This window comes from Pseudomonas sp. G11, assembly GCF_029457515.1.
Classification (GTDB): Bacteria; Pseudomonadota; Gammaproteobacteria; order Pseudomonadales; family Pseudomonadaceae; genus Aquipseudomonas; species Aquipseudomonas gorinensis.
In genome coordinates, this window is record NZ_CP120377.1 from 4,616,193 (window position 1) to 4,637,177 (window position 20,985).

Sequence of the window (20,985 nt, forward strand, 5' to 3'; positions counted from 1 at the left end):
CCGACATGATCAAACGTATTGCGCAAACCGCAGGGTTCACCGGCTTGCTGGCCGCCCTGCTGCTGACCCTGCTGCAAAGCTTCTGGGTCGCTCCGCTGATTCTGCAGGCGGAAACCTTCGAAAAGGCCCCGGCCGCGACTGAAGTCGTGCACGAGCATGCCGCTGGCGCCGCTGCGCACACCCACGACGCCGAAGCCTGGGAGCCGGAAGACGGCTGGCAGCGTGTGCTGTCGACCACCGGCGGCAACCTGGTGGTCGCCGTCGGCTTCGCCCTGATGCTGGCCGGCCTCTATACCCTGCGCGCACCGACCCGCACGGCCCAAGGCTTGCTGTGGGGCCTGGCCGGCTACGCGACCTTTGTGTTGGCGCCGACCCTGGGCCTGCCGCCCGAGCTGCCGGGCACGGCCGCCGCCGACCTGGCGCAACGCCAGATCTGGTGGATCGGCACGGCCGCCTCCACTGCGGCCGGTATTGCGCTGTTGGTGTTCGGTGGCAACTGGCTGCTTAAAGGGCTGGGCGTGGCGATCCTCGTGGTGCCTCACGTAATCGGCGCCCCGCAGCCGCAAGTGCATTCGATGCTGGCGCCAGAGGCACTGGAAGCACAATTCAAGATCGCCTCGCAGTTGACCAACGTCGCCTTCTGGCTGGCCCTCGGCCTGATCAGCGCCTGGTTGTTTCGCCGCAACCGCGACGATCAATACTCGGCATGAAACTCGCGGTCGGCCTCGGTTGCCAGCGGGGCTGCGAATTGCACGCCCTGCTGGCGCTGTTTGACACGGCCCTCGCCGAAGCGGGTATCGAGCGCCAGCACATCACCGCACTGGCGAGTCTCGACCGCAAACAGGACGAGCCGGGGTTACTGGCCCTGGCGCATAGGTTGAACCTGCCATTGCAGTGCTTCAGCGCCGAACAGTTGGCCGCGTATGAAGGCCGTCTGAGCCATAAATCAGCGGTCGCCTTTGCCCACACCGGCTGTTACGGCATCGCCGAAAGCGCCGCCCTGGCCCTGGCCGAACAGCTCTCCCCAGGCCCTGCCCGCTTGCTGATCACCCGCAAGAAAACCGCCCAGGCCACCTTTGCATTGGCCTGCGCCGGCTGAAAAATCGATAATTGCGTCTTCCGATCATGAGCAATCTTCATGCTCGCCCGTTTTTCGACAGGAATCCTCCATGACCGTCTACTTCATCGGTGCCGGCCCCGGCGACCCGGAATTGATCACTGTCAAAGGCCAACGGCTGATCCGCAGTTGCCCGGTGATCATCTATGCCGGTTCGCTGGTACCGGCGGCCGTGCTGGAGGGGCATCAAGCGCAACTGGTGGTCAACAGCGCCGAACTGCACCTGGCGCAGATCATCGAGCTGATCAAGACCGCCCACGCCAACGGCCAGGATGTGGCGCGGGTGCATTCCGGCGATCCGAGCCTGTATGGGGCGATCGGCGAGCAGATTCGTCATCTGCGCGAGCTGGGCATCCCGTTCCAGATCATTCCGGGCGTGACCGCAGTCGCCGCCTGTGCCGCGCTGCTGGAGGCCGAACTGACCTTGCCGGACATCGCCCAGAGCGTAATCCTGACCCGTTACGCCGATAAAACCCGCATGCCGGCCGGCGAGGACTTCGACAGCCTGGCCCGCCACGGCACCACCATGGCGATCCACCTGGGGGTCAACCACCTGGAGAAGATCGTCGCAGAGCTGCTGCCGCACTATGGCGCGGATTGCCCGATTGCCGTGGTGCACCGGGCAACCTGGCCGGATCAGGATTGGGCGGTGGGCACACTCAGCGATATTGCCGACAAAGTCGCCGCCAAGGGCTTTCGGCGTACGGCGCTGATCGTGGTGGGCCGGGTGCTGGCGAGTGACAGTTTCAGTGAGTCGTCGTTGTATCGGGCGGGGCATGCGCACCTATATCGACCTTGACTATTAACTTCATAAAACCAAAGCAATACATTGATTTAACTGGATAAATAAAAAATAAATGTGGGAAGGAACTTGCCCCCGATGGCGGTGCATCAGCCTACTCACGAGGCGACTGACATGCCGCTATCGGGGGCAAGCCCCCTCCCACATTTGACCCTCCTTGTCAGGGAGATAGCGTCAGCATTCGAATTTGATTTTTTAATTCACAAATCATCAACAACACACTGATTTAACTGAATAAATGTAAAAAATGTGGGAGGGGGCTTGCCCCCGATGGCAGTGTGTCAGCCTGCTCATGAGGCAACTGAGGCACCGCTATCGGGGCAAGCCCCCTCCCACACTTGATATTCAGCGTTAGATAGATTGCGTAAATAGCTGAATTTTAAGAATAAAAAACGGCGCTCACGGGGCGCCGTTTTTTTGTTCGCAGTGAACGCCTTACTCAGTAGTAGGCATTTTCTTTCTGCGTGTGGTCGGTCACGTCGCGTACGCCCTTGAGCTCCGGAATCCGCTCCAGCAGGGTGCGCTCGATGCCTTCGCGCAACGTCACGTCGGCCTGGCCGCAGCCCTGACAGCCGCCACCAAACTTGAGCACGGCAATGCCGTCATCTACTACGTCGATCAAGCTGACCTGACCGCCGTGGCTGGCCAGCCCTGGGTTGATCTCGGTTTGCAGGTAGTAGTTGATACGCTCGTTGACCGGGCTGTCGGCGTTGACGTTCGGCACCTTGGCGTTCGGAGCCTTGATGGTCAATTGGCCGCCCATGCGGTCGGTGGCGTAATCCACCACGGCATCGTCAAGGAAGGCTTCGCTGAAGGCATCGATATACGCGGTGAAGCTTTTCAGCCCCAGGGCGGTGTCTTCCGGCTTTTCTTCACCGGGCTTGCAGTAGGCAATGCACGTCTCGGCATACTGGGTGCCAGGCTGGGTGATAAAGACGCGGATACCGATACCTGGGGTGTTCTGCTTGGACAGCAGGTCGGCCAGGTAATCGTGGGCGGCGTCGGTAATGGTTATGGCAGTCATGGAAACTCCTCACAGGCTTGCCGGCAGTTTACGCCAAAATATTACGCAGGTACAAAGTCCCAGTAATTTTGTCGGAAAAGACTCAACAGCCACGTCAGAGGTTTTCATAGCGGTTCATATCCAGCACCCCTTCTTCCACCGGCGTGGTTTCGCGGATGTAGGTCGACAGGTCATGGAAGTACTGCCAGAACTGCGGATGACTGCGACGTATGCCCCAGCGGTCGACAATCTTCTCGAAACCCTGGGCGTCCCTGGCGTCCTCCATGGCCGCGACGAACTCCGGCACTTGCTCGGCTGGCACGTTGAACATGAAGTTCGGGTAGCTGCCGAGCACCCCTGGGTAGATCGTCAGCGTATCCAGGCCCGGCTGATAGCGATAAGCCTCACCCAGCATGAACGCCACATTACTGTGGGCACGGTTGCGCAGCAGGCTGTAGACCTCCCGCTGGCCGCTGCGGGTTTCGACGCGCAGCATCGTCGCTTCAGGCAGTTGCCCAATGACCTTGAGCCCCGCCGCCGGGCGCGATGTCAGGCGACTCAGGGCCTGCTCGGCGTCGCGCAACGCCGGGTCGATCCCCGGCCGTGAGCAGTACGCGCCGGCACAACGATTGATCGGGTCCGGGGCGGCATTGAGGTCGCCATAGCGGGCCAGCAGCTGGTTGGCGAAGTCGCGCTTGGGGTCCTTTTCATCAAGCTTCAGGCCGGTGGGCTTATCGTCGTCGATCGACTCATAGTCCAGCCACAGCTTGACCTTGCCGCTGTTCTGGTACCAATCGTCGAGGAAATCATCCCGCGAGTTCGCCGGCATCAGGCGCAGGAAGTTCTGCTCGGCGCCATTGCGGATCAGGTCGAAGTACAGGCGAGTCTGGGCCTGGTGCGACACATTACCGAACACGTCAAAGTTGACCACCAGTTGGTAATAGGTGCGTTCGAGCAACGGATAGTCGAATAGCCACAGCGTCTGCGGCACCTCACCGATCAGGCCCTTGTTGACCGAGGCGCTGTCGAAGTGGCGGAAGATGCTCAACAGCGCATTGTCGTTGCCAGCCCACAGCGTCGACCAACTCGGTGCTGGCAGTTCGGCATAGCTGTCGCGACGCAGGGCTTCGTACTGGTTGCGCTTGTCGCGGTACTTGAGCCATAGGCTGAGCACACTGCCCACGTCGTCATTTTGCCCAGGCATCGCCAACAATGGCGTGGCCTGGCCGCGATAGCGAGCATCGGTGATGTACAGGTCATGATCGGGCGCCTGGAACAATGCCCAGAAATTGTCGCGGATCACATCCGTGGCAATCTGCCCCCGGCATACGGGCCCGCGGATGAAGGTGCGGACAAAATACTCGGCGTTATCCAGCATGAACTGGTAACGCGCCTGCGCCGGGATCGCCTCGAACGTCTCGAACGGGTTGGCGCGGCGGCCAGGGCCGTAGCCCGGCAACGCACTGACCTGCCAGTCGCCGCTGTAGAACAGGGCTTTGACCCGCGCCATTTTCTGCGCGCTCAACGGGTACGTGATGTGGGTCTTATGGACGATCACCCCTTGTATTGGCCACAGGCGGTAGTAAACACGAGTGCCGGGGTCGTCATTGGGGCGACGGGTGTTGATCAGGTCAATCGGCTGGCCGCTGGGCGTCCGTGAGCGCACCCACTGGAAGAAGTGCCCTGGCTCACCGCCTTCGAAATACAGATGCGCAATAAACAGGTGCTCAAACAACCAGCGGGCCACCAGGCTTTCCCGGGCGCCGGGGGCATTGAGCAGGTTCTCCCATTGCAGCACCTGCGCCGCTTCCTGGGCACTGGGCGCCACGCCTTGCTGGTCGATCGGCGCACCCGAGGCCAGCCAGCGTTGCAGGGTGTGGTATTGCTGGTCGCTCAAGCCGGTCACGGCCAGGGGCATGCCTTCGTTGGGGTGCGCGCCGGCATAAGCGTCGAACTCTCCGGGCAAGGGGCACATGTTCTCGCGGTTCAGCCCCAGCACGATGTCATCCGGCAGCTTGCCATTGGGTGCAAGCGGCGCGCGGTGCTGGCCGAGTTCGAGCATGCGCGCCATCAGGGCCGCCTGGCTGCCCTGGGCGTCGAGCACCGAACTGAAGCCTTCGCGCTGCCAGGCGGCCTTGCCAAAGGCGTCGTAGAACAGCCGCGTCGGCTTGGTCGCCTGGCTGCGCTCACCGTCGTAGACCAGCACCTTGGTCGCGCCACGGGCGGCCCCCTCGCCACTGCCCAGGTTCAACTGGCAGGCCGAGTCATAGCAGGCATGGCACGCCACACATTTCTCAGTAAAAATCGGTTGGATATCACGGGTGTAGGAAATCGCCGGGGCGGGATCCTGGGCCTGGGTGGTAGTGGCAAGCAGCATCAATGCAATGCTGATGAGGAAACGATACGGCATGAGCCTGGTCCCGATCTGAAGCCAAAATAAAAAAACCTGGGGATTCTACCGATCCGCCACCCGCGCCAACATGAACGATATTCATGCAAAACCTTGGCATGCTCCAAATCCGCACAGGTTTGTTATGATCCACGCCCTCCGTAATGCCTGACCAGAGTAGTCCCATGTCCGATCGTAGCGCTCGCCTGCAAGCCCTTCACCAAGCCCTCAAGGAACGCATCCTGATCCTCGACGGTGGCATGGGCACGATGATCCAGAGCTATAAGCTGGAGGAGCAAGACTATCGGGGTAAACGTTTCGCCGATTGGCCGAGCGACGTCAAGGGCAACAATGACCTGCTGGTGCTCACCCGCCCGGATGTGATCGGCGGGATCGAGAAGGCTTACCTGGATGCCGGTGCCGACATCCTCGAAACCAACACCTTCAACGCCACCCGCATCTCCATGGCCGACTACGGCATGGAAGCGCTGGCCTATGAACTGAACGTCGAAGGCGCACGCCTGGCGCGCAAGATCGCCGATGCCAAGACCGCCGAGAACCCGGCCAAGCCGCGTTTCGTTGCCGGTGTACTCGGCCCGACCAGCCGCACCTGCTCGCTGTCGCCCGATGTGAACAACCCCGGCTACCGCAACGTCACCTTCGATGAACTGGTGGAGAACTACACCGAGGCCACCAAGGGCCTGATCGAAGGCGGCGCCGACCTGATCCTGATCGAGACCATTTTCGACACCCTCAACGCCAAGGCCGCGATCTTCGCCGTGCAGGGGGTGTTCGAAGCGCTCGGCATCGAATTGCCGATCATGATCTCCGGCACCATCACCGACGCTTCCGGCCGCACCTTGTCGGGCCAGACCACCGAAGCGTTCTGGAACTCCGTCAGCCACGCCAAGCCGATTTCCGTGGGCCTGAACTGTGCCCTCGGCGCCAGCGAGCTGCGCCCGTACCTGGAAGAGTTGTCCAACAAGGCCAACACCCACGTTTCCGCGCACCCCAACGCCGGCCTGCCCAATGAATTCGGCGAGTACGACGAGCTGCCGTCACAAACCGCCAAGGTCATCGAGGAGTTCGCCCAGAGCGGTTTCCTCAACATCGTCGGCGGCTGCTGCGGCACCACGCCGGGGCATATCGAAGCCATTGCCAAGGCGGTGGCCGGCTACCCGCCACGGCAGATCCCGGACATCCCCAAGGCCTGCCGCCTGTCGGGCCTGGAGCCGTTCACCATCGACCGCCAGTCGTTGTTCGTCAACGTCGGCGAGCGCACCAACATCACTGGTTCCGCACGTTTTGCCCGCCTGATCCGTGAAGACAACTACACCGAAGCCCTGGAAGTCGCCCTGCAACAGGTGGAAGCCGGCGCCCAGGTGATCGACATCAACATGGACGAGGGCATGCTCGATTCGAAGAAGGCCATGGTGACCTTCCTCAACCTGATTGCCGGCGAGCCGGATATCTCCCGCGTACCGATCATGATCGACTCCTCCAAGTGGGAAGTGATCGAGGCCGGCCTCAAGTGCATCCAGGGCAAGGGCATCGTCAACTCCATCAGCATGAAGGAAGGCGTCGAGCAGTTCATTCACCACGCCAAGCTGTGCAAGCGCTACGGCGCGGCGGTGGTGGTGATGGCGTTCGACGAAGCCGGCCAGGCCGACACCGAAGCGCGCAAGAAGGAAATCTGCAAACGCTCCTACGACATCCTGGTCGATGAAGTCGGCTTCCCGCCGGAAGACATCATCTTCGACCCGAACATCTTCGCGGTCGCCACCGGTATCGAAGAACACAACAACTACGCCGTCGACTTTATCAACGCCTGTGCGTATATCCGCGACGAGCTGCCGTACGCGCTGACCTCGGGTGGCGTGTCCAACGTGTCGTTCTCGTTCCGTGGCAATAACCCGGTGCGCGAGGCGATCCACTCGGTATTCCTGCTGCATGCGATCCGCAACGGCCTGACCATGGGGATCGTCAACGCCGGCCAGTTGGAGATCTACGACCAGATCCCCACCGAACTGCGCGACGCCGTGGAAGACGTTGTACTTAACCGCACGCCGGACGGCACCGACGCCCTGCTGGCCATTGCCGACAAATACAAAGGCGACGGCAGCGTCAAGGAAGCCGAGACCGAGGAATGGCGCGGCTGGGACGTGAACAAGCGCCTGGAACATGCGCTGGTCAAGGGCATTACCACCCACATCGTCGAAGACACCGAGGAATCCCGGCAGTCGTTCGCGCGCCCGATCGAAGTGATCGAAGGCCCGCTGATGTCAGGCATGAACATCGTCGGCGACCTGTTCGGCGCCGGTAAAATGTTCCTGCCCCAGGTCGTGAAGTCCGCCCGCGTGATGAAGCAGGCCGTGGCGCACTTGATCCCGTTCATCGAACTGGAAAAAGGCGACAAGCCGGAAGCCAAGGGCAAGATCCTGATGGCGACCGTAAAGGGTGACGTGCACGACATCGGCAAGAACATCGTCGGCGTGGTGCTCGGTTGCAACGGCTATGACATCGTCGACCTCGGCGTGATGGTGCCGGCAGAGAAGATCCTGCAGGTGGCCAAGGAGCAGAAGTGCGACATTATCGGGCTGTCCGGCCTGATCACGCCGTCCCTGGACGAGATGGTGCATGTGGCCCGCGAGATGCAGCGCCAGGACTTCCACCTGCCCCTGATGATCGGCGGCGCGACCACCTCCAAGGCGCACACGGCGGTGAAGATCGAGCCCAAGTACAGCAACGATGCCGTGATCTACGTGACCGACGCCTCCCGCGCGGTGGGCGTGGCCACGCAACTGCTGTCCAAGGAGTTGAAGGCCGGCTTTGTCGAGAAGACCCGCCTGGAATACATCGACGTACGTGAACGCACCTCGAACCGCAGCGCGCGCACCGAACGCCTGAGCTACCCGGCGGCCATCGCCAAGAAGCCACAGTTCGACTGGAGCAGTTACACACCGGTCAAGCCAACCTTCACCGGCACCAAGGTGCTGGACAATATCGACCTCAACGTCCTGGCCGAGTACATCGACTGGACGCCGTTCTTTATCTCCTGGGACCTGGCTGGCAAATTCCCACGCATACTCGAGGACGAAGTGGTCGGTGAAGCCGCCACTGCGCTGTACGCCGATGCCCGGGAAATGCTCAGGAAGCTGATCGACGAGAAGCTCATCAGCGCCCGCGCGGTGTTCGGTTTCTGGCCGACCAACCAGGTGCAGGACGACGACCTGGAAGTCTACGGCGACGATGGCCAGCCGATTGCGAAGCTGCACCACCTGCGCCAGCAGATCATCAAGACCGACGGCAAGCCGAATTTCTCCCTGGCCGACTTCGTCGCGCCCAAGGACAGCGGCGTGACCGACTACATCGGTGGCTTCATCACCACCGCCGGCATCGGCGCCGAAGAAGTCGCCAAGGCTTATCAGGACGCCGGCGACGACTACAACTCGATCATGGTCAAGGCCCTGGCCGACCGCCTGGCCGAGGCCTGCGCCGAGTGGCTGCACCAGCAGGTACGTAAGGAACACTGGGGCTACGCCAAGGACGAGCAACTGGACAACGACGCGTTGATCAAGGAGCAGTACAGCGGTATCCGCCCTGCCCCAGGCTACCCGGCGTGCCCGGACCACACCGAGAAGGCCCAGTTGTTCCAATTGCTCGACCCTGAAGCCCGCGAAATGCACGCCGGCCGCAGCGGCGTATTCCTCACCGAGCACTACGCAATGTTCCCGGCGGCGGCGGTCAGCGGCTGGTACTTCGCCCACCCGCAGGCGCAGTACTTTGCGGTGGGCAAGATCGACAAGGACCAGGTGGCGAGCTACACCGCGCGCAAAGGCCAGGACCTTGCCGTGACCGAACGCTGGCTGGCACCGAACCTGGGGTATGACAACTGACCCGGCCCGGTGCCTGACGACCAGTTAGTCGCCCAAATCGGCTATTTCGCCGGTTGAAAGCTCGTTCAACAGTTTGCGCCGGGCCGACTCATTGGTTTTTTGCAGGGCCTGCAACGCCTCGAAATACGCCGGATTGAATTCGGCGTATTGATCCTCCAAGGTCGAGAGGGCGTCATCCAGCGTCTGTTGCACCGCCGAGAACTTATCCGGGTACTTTTCCTGCAGGTAATTGACCCAGTATTGACGCACGGTCAGTTGCTCGATGAACGCCGGGGTTTGTTCCTGGGCGATTATCGCCGTATAGGCCGCATCCAAGTCTGCCGCCATTACACGGGACAGGTTGTTGTAGAGCATGCTCCTGGGCTGGGTCGGCAACTCCAGGCGCTGGGCCAGGCCAATACGATAAGCCAGGCGAATTTCCGCGGGATCTATGCCTGGGTTCTGCTGGATGCGCGCTTCGGCCTGGGCTTCCACCTGAGCCAGACGAAACAGCTTTCTGGACAGTTTCAGCAGGACCCGGCCCTTGTCGGCGGGGTCGATGGCGCGCAAGGCATTGAACTCAAACACCTCGACCTCCAGCGCATTGAACAATAAGATCCGGCCATCGCCACATGTCGCACCATGCCTTGACGCCCGGGCGATCCCCAACAGACGCTCGCGCAGCGCTTGATCGCCATACGCCGCTTCCAGGACGTTCCACACCCGCTCCGTGAGATTGGCGCGGTCCAGCTGAAAATCCCGGGTATGGCGCAGTTGTCCCAATATAGTCGCCAAGTCACCTGGCGTGCCCTCGGGCGCCCCCTCCTCCTGAACCATCCTCGCGTCCTGTGCCATTACCGTGTCCCACACCGCCTGCCTTTCGGAGTCGGCGGCGCCGCCGGTAAACCACCGGGCCTTGGCCTGTTCCGGCGTCTCGTTCTCCGGGTGAAGCGCAAGACCAGGCTCATCGTCCTCGGCTTCGGAATGGAAGCCTGCAAGCAACTCGTCGATGTCGTGGGGGGTAAAACCCAAGCCCCGGCCCGTTTCGCGCTGATACTCCTGCAACCGCAGGAACTCTCTCTCCTCCAACATGTTGTCGGACAGGTCCGTTCCAGCCATCAACGCATTATGTTCCGGCAAGAATGCCCCCACCGGAATGGTCTCTATGTTGTAGTTGCTGCGCAGGCCCAGCGTGGTCAGCGCGGGCGCCTCCAGCACACCTGCGGGCCAGTCGCTGAGCCTGTTGTAATTCAGGTTGAGGACCTGCAACCGGTCCAGGCCGGCCACATCGAAACTATCCAGGTGGTTGGTTTCCAGGTCGACCTGTTGCAGTTGCGGCAAGGCGCGCAATTGGCGCTGCAGCAACGGGGCATCGCTCAGTTCATTGTGGTGGGCACTCAGCCGGGTCAGCCGCTCAAGCCCCGTCACCGCGTCGGGCAGCGCGCCCAGGCCATTGCCGTTGAGCATCAGGCTCTCCAGCCTGGGGAACGCGCGCAAAAACGCATCCGAAGCGGTCGTGAGCCCGACATTGCTCAGATCCAGCGTTCCCACATGCCTGAATGTGATCGGCAGGGCCGGTAGGTCGCCCACCGTCAAACCGCTCAAATCAAGGGCATAATCGTTCGCGACCGCCTCTGCGCTGCGCACCTCGCGCAGGGTCTCGCGCCAGCACGCCAGCAAACGCTCAGCGGCACGACGACGATCAGGCGCGTTGACCCACCCATCACGACTGCGCACCGCAGGGTTATCAATCCAGCGATTCAAGCCTTGGATCATTTGCACCTGCTGCTCCTGCCACAGCCGCAATGCATCCTCGATTTGCGTCGCGCTCACCCCCTGCCCCAACCAGGCGTCCAGCCGCTCAACGGCTTGGCCCGCGCCAAGCTGGGGATCAAGACGTTGCAGCCGTTCGGCCGACGTCAACGGTAACTGCCCTGGCACGTCTACAGGCAGTGGCACTAACAAATCCGGTTGTTCCGACACTTCTTCCGGGAAAAACTCCGGGTCGCCTCCGGTTCTGCCGGCAGCGAGCACGGGCCGGTCGATGCCCAGCGGGCTTCTATAGAGGAACGCCGACGGCGTGCCCGGGGCGGTACGCTCAGCAAACGCCTGCACCGCAGTGATGGCTTGCGGGCTCAATCGGCAACCGCGCAAGGAGGTGTGCGCCAAGAGGATATCGTGGTCCGTCCACAGCGCATTGGGCACCTCCGTGATAGCGCTGTAACTCAAATCCAGAAAGCGCAGTTTCGACAGGTCCAGCACCCCTTCCGGCCATGCCCGGAGCTGGGTGCGGCTGACATTCAGAGACTGCAACTCCATCAGCGCATTCACACTAAGCCCGGTGAGGCGATTGCCCGCCAGGTCGAGCCCCTGCAGGGACGTCAGGCGATTGAGCCGTGCTTGTATCGAGGGGGTGATCGTCAGTTCGTTGCCAGACAGGTTCACCTTGGTGAGCCGCTGCTGCGTCTCCAGGGCCTGGGGTAGATCGGTCAGCCGGTTGCCACTCAGATCGAGTTCTTCCAGGTTGGGAAAATGCAGAAGCAAATCATTGGCTTGCGCCGTGGAAAGGTTGGCCCTTGCCAGGCTCAGGACACGTATCTGGGTGAACTGAACATCGCCCAGCGCAGGCAGGTCTCCCAGCCCACTGGTATCGCCCAAGCTCCATCGATCGGTGCGACGCGGCTCGTCAAAGAGTCGGGAGGGCCCCGCCTCAGGCTCCCCGCCCCCGTAGCGAGCAACCAGCGCGTCACGCCACAGGGCGCGCACCCTGTCAGCCCACGCCCTGCGCCCCTGCACCGATGCTGACCGCCCGTCGACGCGTACCGGCGTGGCCTGCCATTGTTCCAGCGCCCCATCCAGAGCGCTGTGTTCTTGCTCCAATGCCACAACCTTATCCAGCAGCCCTCGCCCTTCCAGCCCTTCACGGCGTAAAGCGGCCAAAGCGTCGCCAGCAAAGCGCCAATGATTGGGCACCAACGCCCCAAGGCGCTGGTGACAGTGGTGTGCAATAACCTGCGACTCCTCGACCAAATGGCCGGGGTTATCGTGCACGTAGTCAAACACCCGCGTGAATTGTTCTGGCTCCAATGCCCCCCAGTTCAACTGCAATCGGCGCCATAACGCCTCGTGCCCGCTGAACAGTTCGTTCGGCAAAGACTGAACAGCGACACCGGACAAATCCAGCGACTCCAGGGCCGGCAGGGCTAGAACCCCGGTCGGCCATTGGCCCATGGGCCCCGCCAGCGTCAGGGCTCGCAAACGAGGCAGCGTGCTGTAATCGAGCTCAGGAATATTGCCAACCAGATGCAACCACTCCAGTTGCGTCATCCCCTGCAAGGCTTGCGACAACGCGAGCGAATCGCCCACGCCCTGGGCAGAAAAGGTGAGTTTGAGCTCAGTCAGGGTCTGGAGCGACGAAAGTTGATCGGCCAACATCGGTATGTGCAGGGGTATGACGTTGAGTTCAAGGCTTTTCAGCGCAGGAAACATCCGCTCAAGGTCGCTGCCGGCAAGCTGTAGACTGGTCAATCGCAGCCTGCGCACATGGGAAAAGTCGGCGGCCAGCCTCGGCACGGACAATGTACTCGCGATGTCCAGCTCGAACGCTGGCGCCAGTCCGCGGTACAGACCGCTTCTCCAGCAGTCAATGATCCGATCGGCGATCCCCCGCAGGTGTGTCCGTATCGAACCACGTGGATCAGGCGACAAGACACCTTCAACCCAGGTATCCAATGTGAAACACAAGCCTTCGAACTCCCTGCGCCGGTTTTCCAACAGATGAAAAACCTGTTGGTCCGTATCACCCGCGCTGAGGCGGCTCCTGACAAACTGCAAGGCTTGTTGATCCGTGACATTGGGATAGATCGCCCGCACCCTGGCGACAAGGGCTTCATCGGCGAAACCGGCAACATCGCCGCTGGCCGCATAACCGAACCGGCCGGATGGGCGGCGCAACAATCGCCCGCCGCCGCGTTTGAGCGGGTCGCGCTTGATGATCCGAGACATGTCGTCACGATGGCTGAGCGCGTAGTCGACCACCTGCTTGCGCAGTGCCTCGCTCGGCTTGCCTTGTAATGACTCTCGTACTGGCGCGGGCACGACCTCCAGCAGCGATTCAAACAGATTGCGCCCGGACGCCGGCACGCTGTTCAACGCCTTGCCCTGGGCATCGAACGCTTGAATGAAATCGCCGCCCTTTACCAGGCAGTAGCGCGTGGCGGCCTGCTCGCCGCCGATGCTGTCCACCAGCGGCCCCCTCACCCCGTGCAACCGCACCTCCACCCGTGTATCCGCCGACCAACCGGGCAGGTGTTCCAGGCAGTGCAGTGCCAGGCGATCGCTGGCCGAGGACGCCAGGCTCTCCACGGACAGGCCGATCAACGCCCGGCTTACGCCGCTTTCATGCAAATGCACACGTATTTGCGTGGCCAGTCGCAGGGGAACCCGCTGGGTGCTGCGCAATTGCCCCAGCACCTCGTCGCTGGCATGGCTCAACACCTGCCGCGCTGCTTCGGGCGACAGCGTTGGAAAGCTGCGCTGAAGGATCTGCGTGTCAGCGTCCGGGGCGGCTTGCCGGCTCATCAGGTTATCGAATACTGCCTTCCTGCGGCGCTGCGCATGGTCGGCCAAACGATCCCTGAACACCTGGACGCGATCAGCATCCGGCTGCTGGTTTTCGCTACCCAGCAAGCGTGCAATTTGCCCGTCGTCCAGGTTTTCCAGCACGCGCTCTGGCAGTTTTCCGGCATCGACTTCGGCCCGAGTGATCTTGATGGTGGGCCTTGCCGTATCGGCTGCATCCGCCGCAGAGAAACGTTGCGAGGCCCCCCAGGGCTCCGGCCCGCTGAAGACTTCCAACACTTCATCCACCGGCCAATTCGGCAACTCCAACGTCAGCGGCACCATGAACTGGCACAGGCCCTCCCGGCACGCACCTTGGCGGATATCCCGGATCACCTCGTCCGTCTGGCGATCCAGCTCGAACAGCCGGACGGTCTCGGCCAGTACCGGTGGCGGCGGCTGATGATCGGTATGTAACCGGCGCAGGTGATCGTCATTGACGCCGCTGACGTCGGCGATCTGCTCCAGTTGCGCGTCGGTGAAGGGCTCCATATGCGGCCCCATCCGCCGCATCAACGCGACGCGATCCCACCCCAACGGATGCTCCAAGGTGTGGCGCCAGGCCCCGAAGCCGTTGTGTCTCAGAATGGGCTGGTAGGTATCGTGCACCGTAGGGTGCTGGATTCTCCATAGCTTGATCTCGGGATCGAAGGTCTTTTCGAAGACATTGCCCTCCATGCGGATATAGGTCTTGCTCCCCAGCTGATACTGCCCCAACGCATTGGGGGTGAGCCCCTCAAGCGAGGCACTGCTTTTGTAGGCCGCAAGGTCCGGGTGCCATAGACGCACCTTGCCGAATGGCGTCGTCACCTTCGACATGCTGTTGACAAAGCGGGACGGCAGCACCGCTGGCCCCTTGCTCGCGACAGCCCCCAATGCAGCCATGTAAGCCACGTTCTGCAACACCGACTTGAAGTGCTGCCAGGCTTCGTCGGCGTCGCCCGCGCTCCAGGCCTCCACGCCCTCGAAGACTTCGTAGCCCAGTTGCACGGCCGTGACGCCCATCATCATCTCGCCCAGCCCCGGAACGAAGAAGGCCGCCACGTTCAGCAGGTTCATGCCCCATTCAGCGTAGTGCTGGAGCCGCTCTATCCATGCCTCGCGGTCTACGACACCGGTCGGCCGGGCCAGCAACCCGGCGTTGGATTTGATTCGGGCAAGGTGGAAATCATAACGGGCCCCGAACACCTCACCGTCGATGACCGATTCCTCCAGGGCCAGGTTCATCTCGGTGTTCCAGACTTGCTCATAGACCCCGTTGGCATAGGTTTCGGGATTGTACGGCGGGCCCGGATAGACCGGATTCGGGTTCCAGCGATAAATCGTCAGCTGGTTCTTGAGGCGGCGCAGGAATCCTGGCGACTCCCCATGAGGCACCAGACTTGCGAACAAGCGTTGATAAGGGGGCTGCCGCAGCTTGACCCCGAGTTCGCTGGCGAACGCACTGACCGACGCGTAAGTCTTGAGGGGACTGACCGGGTCTCCAGGGATATACACCACGAATCGGGGCTCGGGAGGCAGTCTTCCTTTGGCGACCCACACGCCGGGAATCAGGTTGTACCAAGGGTTTTGCAACTCGATTCGTGCCTGGCGTGAGTCGTTACCGATAATGAACACGTCGCTCAAGGTCGAACCGAGAATACTCAAGCGACTGAAAACCATGGGTTTCCCATCAAATCGGCCTTGCCCTGTGCCATCGAGGAACGCCAACAGCGAAACGTACACGCTCTCGTCAATGTCCAACTTCATCCTGGCAATGTGCGCTTGTACGCGCAGCCGGTCCTTGCTTGCCGTCATTGTCCGCTGACGCACGACGGCGGCCGTACCAGGGGTTTGGAACACCGCACGCAGATGGTTCTGATAGTGCTTGCCCAAATCCAGCTCTCGGCACAGGCCAGCGAAATCCGCGGGCTTGATTGATAACTTGTTACGGATGAGGTAGCGGGTTTTGCCAAACGGGTACCTATCGGTCTCGTCATAGCGTTCACTTTCCAACGAACCCTCTGGAGCCAGTGCACTGGTTTCCTGCAGGGAAACTTCGTCAAATGATTCGTTCGCCTCGAAGTTTCGCATCGCGGCTTGCAACAGGGGCTGCGCATCGACCGGGCTCGACGTGCGCAGATGGTATAGATGGGTCTTGACGACATACGGCGTCTGGCCGAATTTCTTGCGCATGGCCTCGATCAACAGCGGCTTGCAGAACTCGGTGATGCCTTTGAAGTCCTTGAGGGTCCTGGCCAATTGCTGGATCGAGGTGTTGCTGCGGGCCTGGCTGTCGAGCAAACGCTGGCGCAGCATGGGCGACGCCTGGTCGAACAGGTCTGGGTAGACGCTGATAAAGCGTTGCGCGAGATCGCGCGTGTCGGTCATGTCCTCCAGGTGGGCGCTATGAAGGTGCTGCGTCCAGTCAGGCAAACGACGCTTGATAAACGGGACATGAAGCCCCTTGGAACGGTCCGGCATGGTGTCACTCCTGATACCTCATTAAGAGCACATCAGAAGATCACGGCCGTTCGGCGGCCTGGGGGTAGATACTTAACCGCCAATACAGAGCCGAGCTATGCTCTGGCAATGGCTTATTCAACCCAGTGCGTGAGGCAGCTCATGGACGATTCGAACAATAAACCACCGACGTTTCTACAGATGCTTCACAGCGTCCTGGCCGCCGCCTTTGGCGTACAGAGCGGCAAGAATCGCGCCCGCGACTTTACCCACGGCAAGCCCAGCCACTTTGTGATTCTGGGCATCCTGTTCACGGTGGTGTTTGCCTTGACCTTGTTTGGGATCGTCAAGCTGGTGCTGCACCTGGCCGGCGTCTAGCGCAGCAACAGACGCAGGCTGAAGGGGTAGCGATAGGACACCGGCTTGCCCTGGGCAGACAGCGCGCGAAAATTCACCGACGGTGTCGGCCCCAACAAGCGCCGCGCCTGGCCGGCATCGATCAATTGGAATAACGCCAACTGACGGTCACGCCCGCCGTATGCGCCAATATCCACGCCCTTTGCATCATCATGGATCAGCACCATGGCCCAGCCGCCCACGGTGAAATGCCCGGCGACCAGGGACGACAAACGCCCGTCCAGGCGCGCCTGCAAGATCTCCGGCGAGCTGTTGACGGCACTGAACAGCGTGTCCTTTCCCGGTAAACGCCCACTGGCCTGGAGCGCCTGCATCGCGCCCAGCGCCATCTGATCGCTGGCCGACCACACCAATGCCGTCTGCGGGTAGCGCTTGAACAACTGCGTCGCTTGCTCGAAGGCGCGCTCGCGGTTCCATTCCCCGTAGACCAACTGACGCAGGCGCACCTCGGGATGCTCGGCCAGCGCTCGGCGCATGCCTTGTTCACGCAACTGCGCGACCGGCGTGGTCTTGACGCCGGAAAAGGCCAACAGGTCGAGGGATTGACCGGGCGCAACCGGGCCATGCTGGCGCAACAGGTCGCGAAGCATCAGGTAGCCAGCCTCTTCATCGTCAGCGACCAGGCTGCCGATCAAACGGATGCTACTGCGGGTTCCCAGCAATTGCACCTGGTCGGGGGTCAGCGCGCTGTTCACCACCAGCAGCTTCACGCCGCTGCCCTCAGCCATGCGCAGGATCTGCGGTGCAACGTATTGCTCATTCACCAGCACCAGGTAATCGGGCGGCTGGCTGCCTTGCAGTACCTCACGCGCCTGGAGCAGCGTGTTGTCGGCATTACGCTCGCCATAACGCACGCGCAATTCCAGGCCGAGGTCCTTGGCGGCGGCCTGCATGAATTGCGTGTAGCTGACCCAGAAGGTTTCCGTGGACATGCCCGGATTGAGAAACACCACCGACGTTGCATGAGCCATCACCCCATACGTCGATCCCAGCAACCAGACACACGTAATCAACACCTTCAACATGAATGTTTGAGCCTCGAAAATAGGCCGCCATGATAGTGGCAATGCCCAAACCAATCGAGGCTCAATCAAGGTCCTTTATTGGTGGCTGACCCAGAACACGGCAGTTCCCACCACCAGAATGATCAAAAACAGAATGGCCCAGGCATCAACGGTACTGTCAGGTTTACGGGCTTTTGTCGGATTGCTCATTGCATCGCCTCTTGTCAGTTTTATAGGTGATTGCACTCAAACACGATCACAGTAAAGTTCATGATTGCCCGCATGACAAATGTGGGTATCTCGATAACGGTTCTCATTAGTCAATTTGGTTATTTGCATATACTCAAACATCACTTTTGCGCATAAACGCAAACTGGTATCGTGCGCCGGCTCCGTTGGGAGTGCGCGGCCGTGCGCGCAGATTTGCCGAGAACAGGACCTATATGTACGTATACGACGAATACGATCAGCGCATCATCGAGGACCGCGTCAAGCAGTTCCGTGATCAGACCCGACGCTACCTAGCAGGTGAACTGAGCGAAGAAGAGTTCCGCCCTCTGCGCCTGCAAAATGGCCTTTATGTTCAGCGCTTTGCGCCGATGCTGCGGGTGGCCGTGCCCTATGGCCAACTGACTTCGCGCCAGACCCGCATGATGGCCAAGATTGCCCGCGACTACGACAAAGGCTATGCCCACATCAGTACCCGCCAGAACGTGCAGTTCAACTGGCCGGCGCTGGAAGATGTGCCGGATATCCTGGCTGAGCTGGCCACCGTGCAGATGCACGCCATTCAGACCAGCGGTAACTGCCTGCGCAACGTGACCACCGACCAATTCGCCGGGGTTGCCGCCGACGAGCTGATCGACCCACGCCCGTGGTGCGAAATCGTCCGTCAATGGACCACCTTCCACCCGGAATTCGCCTACCTGCCACGCAAGTTCAAGATCGCCATCAATGGCTCGACCTCGGACCGTGCAGCCATCGAAGTACACGATATCGGCCTGGAGCCGGTGTACAACGCGGCCGGCGAGCTGGGTTTCCGTGTACTGGTGGGTGGCGGCCTGGGCCGTACCCCGGTGGTGGGCGCGTTCATCAACGAGTTCCTGCCGTGGCAGGACCTGTTGAGCTACCTCGACGCTATCCTGCGGGTCTACAACCGCTACGGCCGTCGTGACAACAAATACAAGGCCCGGATCAAGATCCTGGTCAAGGCGCTGACCCCTGAGGTGTTCGCCCAGAAAGTCGATGCCGAGATGGAGCACCTGCGCGGTGGCCAGACCACCTTGACCGACGCCGAAGTGCACCGTGTGGCCAAGCACTTTGTCGACCCCGAGTACAAGGCCCTGAGCAATCAGGACGCCGAGCTCGCAGCGCTCGACCAGCAGCACCCAGGCTTTGCCCGCTGGCGCACCCGCAACACCCTGGCGCACAAAAAGCCGGGCTATGTGGCGGTGACCCTGTCGCTGAAACCGACCGGCGTTGCACCGGGCGATATCACCGACAAGCAGCTGGACGCCGTGGCCGACCTGGCCGAGCGCTACAGCTTCGGCCAACTGCGCACCTCCCACGAGCAGAACATCATTCTCGCGGACGTTGAGCAAAGCCAGTTGTTCACCCTGTGGGGCGAGCTGCGCGAAAGCGGTTTTGCCACGCCGAACATCGGCCTGTTGACCGACATCATCTGCTGCCCGGGCGGCGACTTCTGCTCCCTGGCCAACGCCAAGTCGATCCCGATTGCCGAATCGATCCAGCGCCGTTTCGACGACCTGGACTACCTGTTCGACATCGGCGAGCTGGACCTGAACATCTCCGGTTGCATGAACGCCTGTGGTCACCACCACGTCGGCCACATCGGCATCCTGGGCGTGGACAAGAAAGGCGAAGAATTCTACCAAGTGTCCCTGGGTGGCAGCGCCAGCCGCGATGCGAGCCTGGGCAAGATCCTCGGCCCGTCCTTCGCCCAGGAAGCCATGCCCGAGGTGATCGGCAAGCTGATCGACGTCTACATCGAACAGCGCACCGAAGATGAGCGTTTCATCGACACCTACCAGCGCATCGGCATTGACCTGTTCAAGGAGCGCGTCTATGCAGCGAATCATTAAGAACAACGAAGTCATCGATGAAACCTGGCACCTGCTGCCCAAGGACACGAGCTTCGACAGCATTTCCAATTGCGACGACCTGATCGTGCCTTTGGCCCTGTGGCGCGAACACGGCCACGCCCTCAAGGCCCGTGATGGCGGCCTGGGCGTGTGGCTGGACGCCGATGAAGAAGCCGAGGAAATCGGTGACGACGTGGAGCATTTCCAGGTCATCGCCCTGAACTTCCCGGCCTTTACCGATGGACGCAACTACTCCAACGCACGCTTGCTGCGTGACCGTTACGGTTACAAAGGCGAACTGCGGGCGATTGGCGACGTGTTGCGCGACCAGTTGTTCTACCTGCACCGCTGCGGGTTCGATGCCTTCGCCTTGCGCGCCGACAAAGACCCGTACGCGGCGCTGGAAAGCCTCAAGGACTTCTCGGTGACGTACCAGGCTGCAACGGATGAGCCGCTGCCGCTGTTCCGGCGGCGCTGAGCTTCAAATGTGGGATTGCCGTGAGCTGACGACTCTCTAACGGATGCCCCGCGCTGAATGTGGGAGGGGGCTTGCCCCACCACTCGGCACCTCACCCAGGCTCGGTGTGCCCGCACTCTTGTGGCTGTGGCTGTGGCTGTGGCGAGCGGGCTTGCCCCGCGTTGGGCTGCGAAGCAGCCCCAAAACACAGGCCCGGAGCTGCCTGGCACACTGCAGCGCTCTTATTGGGGCTGCTGCGCAGCCCAACGCGGGGCAAGCCCGCTCGCCACGGGGGATTTTTCACATTTGGGTCTGCCTGGCGGTGCAAATCGGAGTTTTTTCAGGCACCGATCTTGATCGACGCCAGCACCTGCTTCTGTCCCATGGAGCACGGCACGCCTTCCGGCTGCGCCCGTACCGCCTCGATTACGCCCAGCAACTGCGCCTTGCTATGAGCCAACTGCGCCTGCATCACCTCGATCTGCGCCACCTTGCGCTCCAGCGCCTCTATTAACTCCTCACGCTTGTGCTCCCCCGGCGCAGGCATCAATGCCTTGAGTTCCTGCAGGGTAAACCCGGCCTGTTGTGCACTCTGGATCAGTTGCAGCGTTTGCAAGGCATCGGGCGCATAGCGTCGATAACCATTGGCCTGGCGCCCCACTTGGCTGATCAGACCTTCGGACTCGTAAAAGCGGATACGCGACGCCGCCAACCCACTCCGCTTTGCCAGCTCACCAATATTCATCAAAACACCCGC

At 61.3% G+C, this 20,985-nt stretch carries 12 protein-coding genes; 7 read left to right on the forward strand and 5 right to left on the reverse strand.

Features of this window, described 5'->3' with window-relative positions; all coding sequences use genetic code 11:
• Positions 1–5 precede the first annotated feature (5 nt).
• The 3 genes from P2T68_RS21220 to cobM all read left to right on the forward strand — a co-directional run bounded on the left by P2T68_RS21220 (position 6) and on the right by cobM (position 1,916).
• Positions 6–710, forward strand: a complete 705-nt coding sequence (locus P2T68_RS21220) for a CbtA family protein (protein ID WP_041160918.1) — start codon at positions 6–8, stop codon at positions 708–710.
• Positions 707–1,099 (forward strand): cobalamin biosynthesis protein, encoded by a 393-nt coding sequence (locus P2T68_RS21225; protein ID WP_024075126.1) that lies wholly within the window; start codon positions 707–709, stop codon positions 1,097–1,099. Before P2T68_RS21220 ends, P2T68_RS21225 begins: the two co-directional genes overlap by 4 nt.
• Positions 1,100–1,169: 70 nt before the next feature.
• On the forward strand, positions 1,170–1,916 hold the full coding sequence (cobM, locus tag P2T68_RS21230) for a precorrin-4 C(11)-methyltransferase (protein ID WP_102624235.1): 747 nt from the start codon (positions 1,170–1,172) through the stop codon (positions 1,914–1,916).
• Positions 1,917–2,358: 442 nt separating this feature from the next.
• Here cobM and nfuA read toward each other — a convergent pair whose 3' ends face one another.
• Both nfuA and P2T68_RS21240 read right to left on the reverse strand, forming a co-directional pair.
• A complete protein-coding gene (gene nfuA / locus P2T68_RS21235; RefSeq protein ID WP_003190728.1) occupies positions 2,359–2,943 on the reverse strand; it encodes a Fe-S biogenesis protein NfuA in 585 nt (194 codons plus the stop codon).
• Between the two features lie 94 nt (positions 2,944–3,037).
• On the reverse strand, positions 3,038–5,332 hold the full coding sequence (locus tag P2T68_RS21240; protein ID WP_102625397.1) for a fatty acid cis/trans isomerase: 2,295 nt from the start codon (positions 5,330–5,332) through the stop codon (positions 3,038–3,040).
• Between the two features lie 164 nt (positions 5,333–5,496).
• Between P2T68_RS21240 and metH the strand changes: the two genes are divergently transcribed.
• Positions 5,497–9,207 carry a methionine synthase gene (metH, locus tag P2T68_RS21245; protein WP_069075865.1) on the forward strand — a complete coding sequence of 1,237 codons (3,711 nt, stop codon included), beginning with the start codon at positions 5,497–5,499 and terminating at the stop codon, positions 9,205–9,207.
• 24 nt (positions 9,208–9,231) lie between these two features.
• On the opposite strand, the gene P2T68_RS21250 is transcribed toward metH, so the two are convergent.
• On the reverse strand, positions 9,232–16,269 hold the full coding sequence (locus tag P2T68_RS21250; protein ID WP_277378248.1) for an NEL-type E3 ubiquitin ligase domain-containing protein: 7,038 nt from the start codon (positions 16,267–16,269) through the stop codon (positions 9,232–9,234).
• 141 nt (positions 16,270–16,410) lie between these two features.
• Here P2T68_RS21250 and P2T68_RS21255 point away from each other — a divergent pair, with 141 nt between their 5' ends.
• The gene (locus P2T68_RS21255) at positions 16,411–16,626 is read left to right on the forward strand and encodes a DUF2970 domain-containing protein (RefSeq protein ID WP_024075121.1); all 216 of its coding nucleotides are present in this window, start codon (positions 16,411–16,413) and stop codon (positions 16,624–16,626) included.
• Here the strand turns inward: P2T68_RS21255 and P2T68_RS21260 are convergent.
• A complete protein-coding gene (locus P2T68_RS21260) occupies positions 16,623–17,690 on the reverse strand; it encodes an ABC transporter substrate-binding protein (protein ID WP_069075863.1) in 1,068 nt (355 codons plus the stop codon). The two genes, P2T68_RS21255 and P2T68_RS21260, sit on opposite strands and share 4 nt — an antisense overlap.
• Before the next feature lie 422 nt (positions 17,691–18,112).
• Between P2T68_RS21260 and P2T68_RS21265 the strand changes: the two genes are divergently transcribed.
• Both P2T68_RS21265 and P2T68_RS21270 read left to right on the forward strand, forming a co-directional pair.
• Positions 18,113–19,771: a nitrite/sulfite reductase gene (locus P2T68_RS21265; protein WP_024075119.1), complete on the forward strand. Its 1,659-nt coding sequence runs from the start codon at positions 18,113–18,115 to the stop codon at positions 19,769–19,771.
• Positions 19,755–20,249: a DUF934 domain-containing protein gene (locus tag P2T68_RS21270; protein WP_024075118.1), complete on the forward strand. Its 495-nt coding sequence runs from the start codon at positions 19,755–19,757 to the stop codon at positions 20,247–20,249. The genes P2T68_RS21265 and P2T68_RS21270 overlap by 17 nt, the downstream gene beginning before the upstream one ends.
• Before the next feature lie 319 nt (positions 20,250–20,568).
• Here P2T68_RS21270 and P2T68_RS21275 read toward each other — a convergent pair whose 3' ends face one another.
• Complete coding sequence (locus P2T68_RS21275) at positions 20,569–20,973, reverse strand: MerR family transcriptional regulator (RefSeq protein ID WP_024075117.1); 405 nt, start codon at positions 20,971–20,973, stop codon at positions 20,569–20,571.
• Positions 20,974–20,985: the final 12 nt, after the last annotated feature.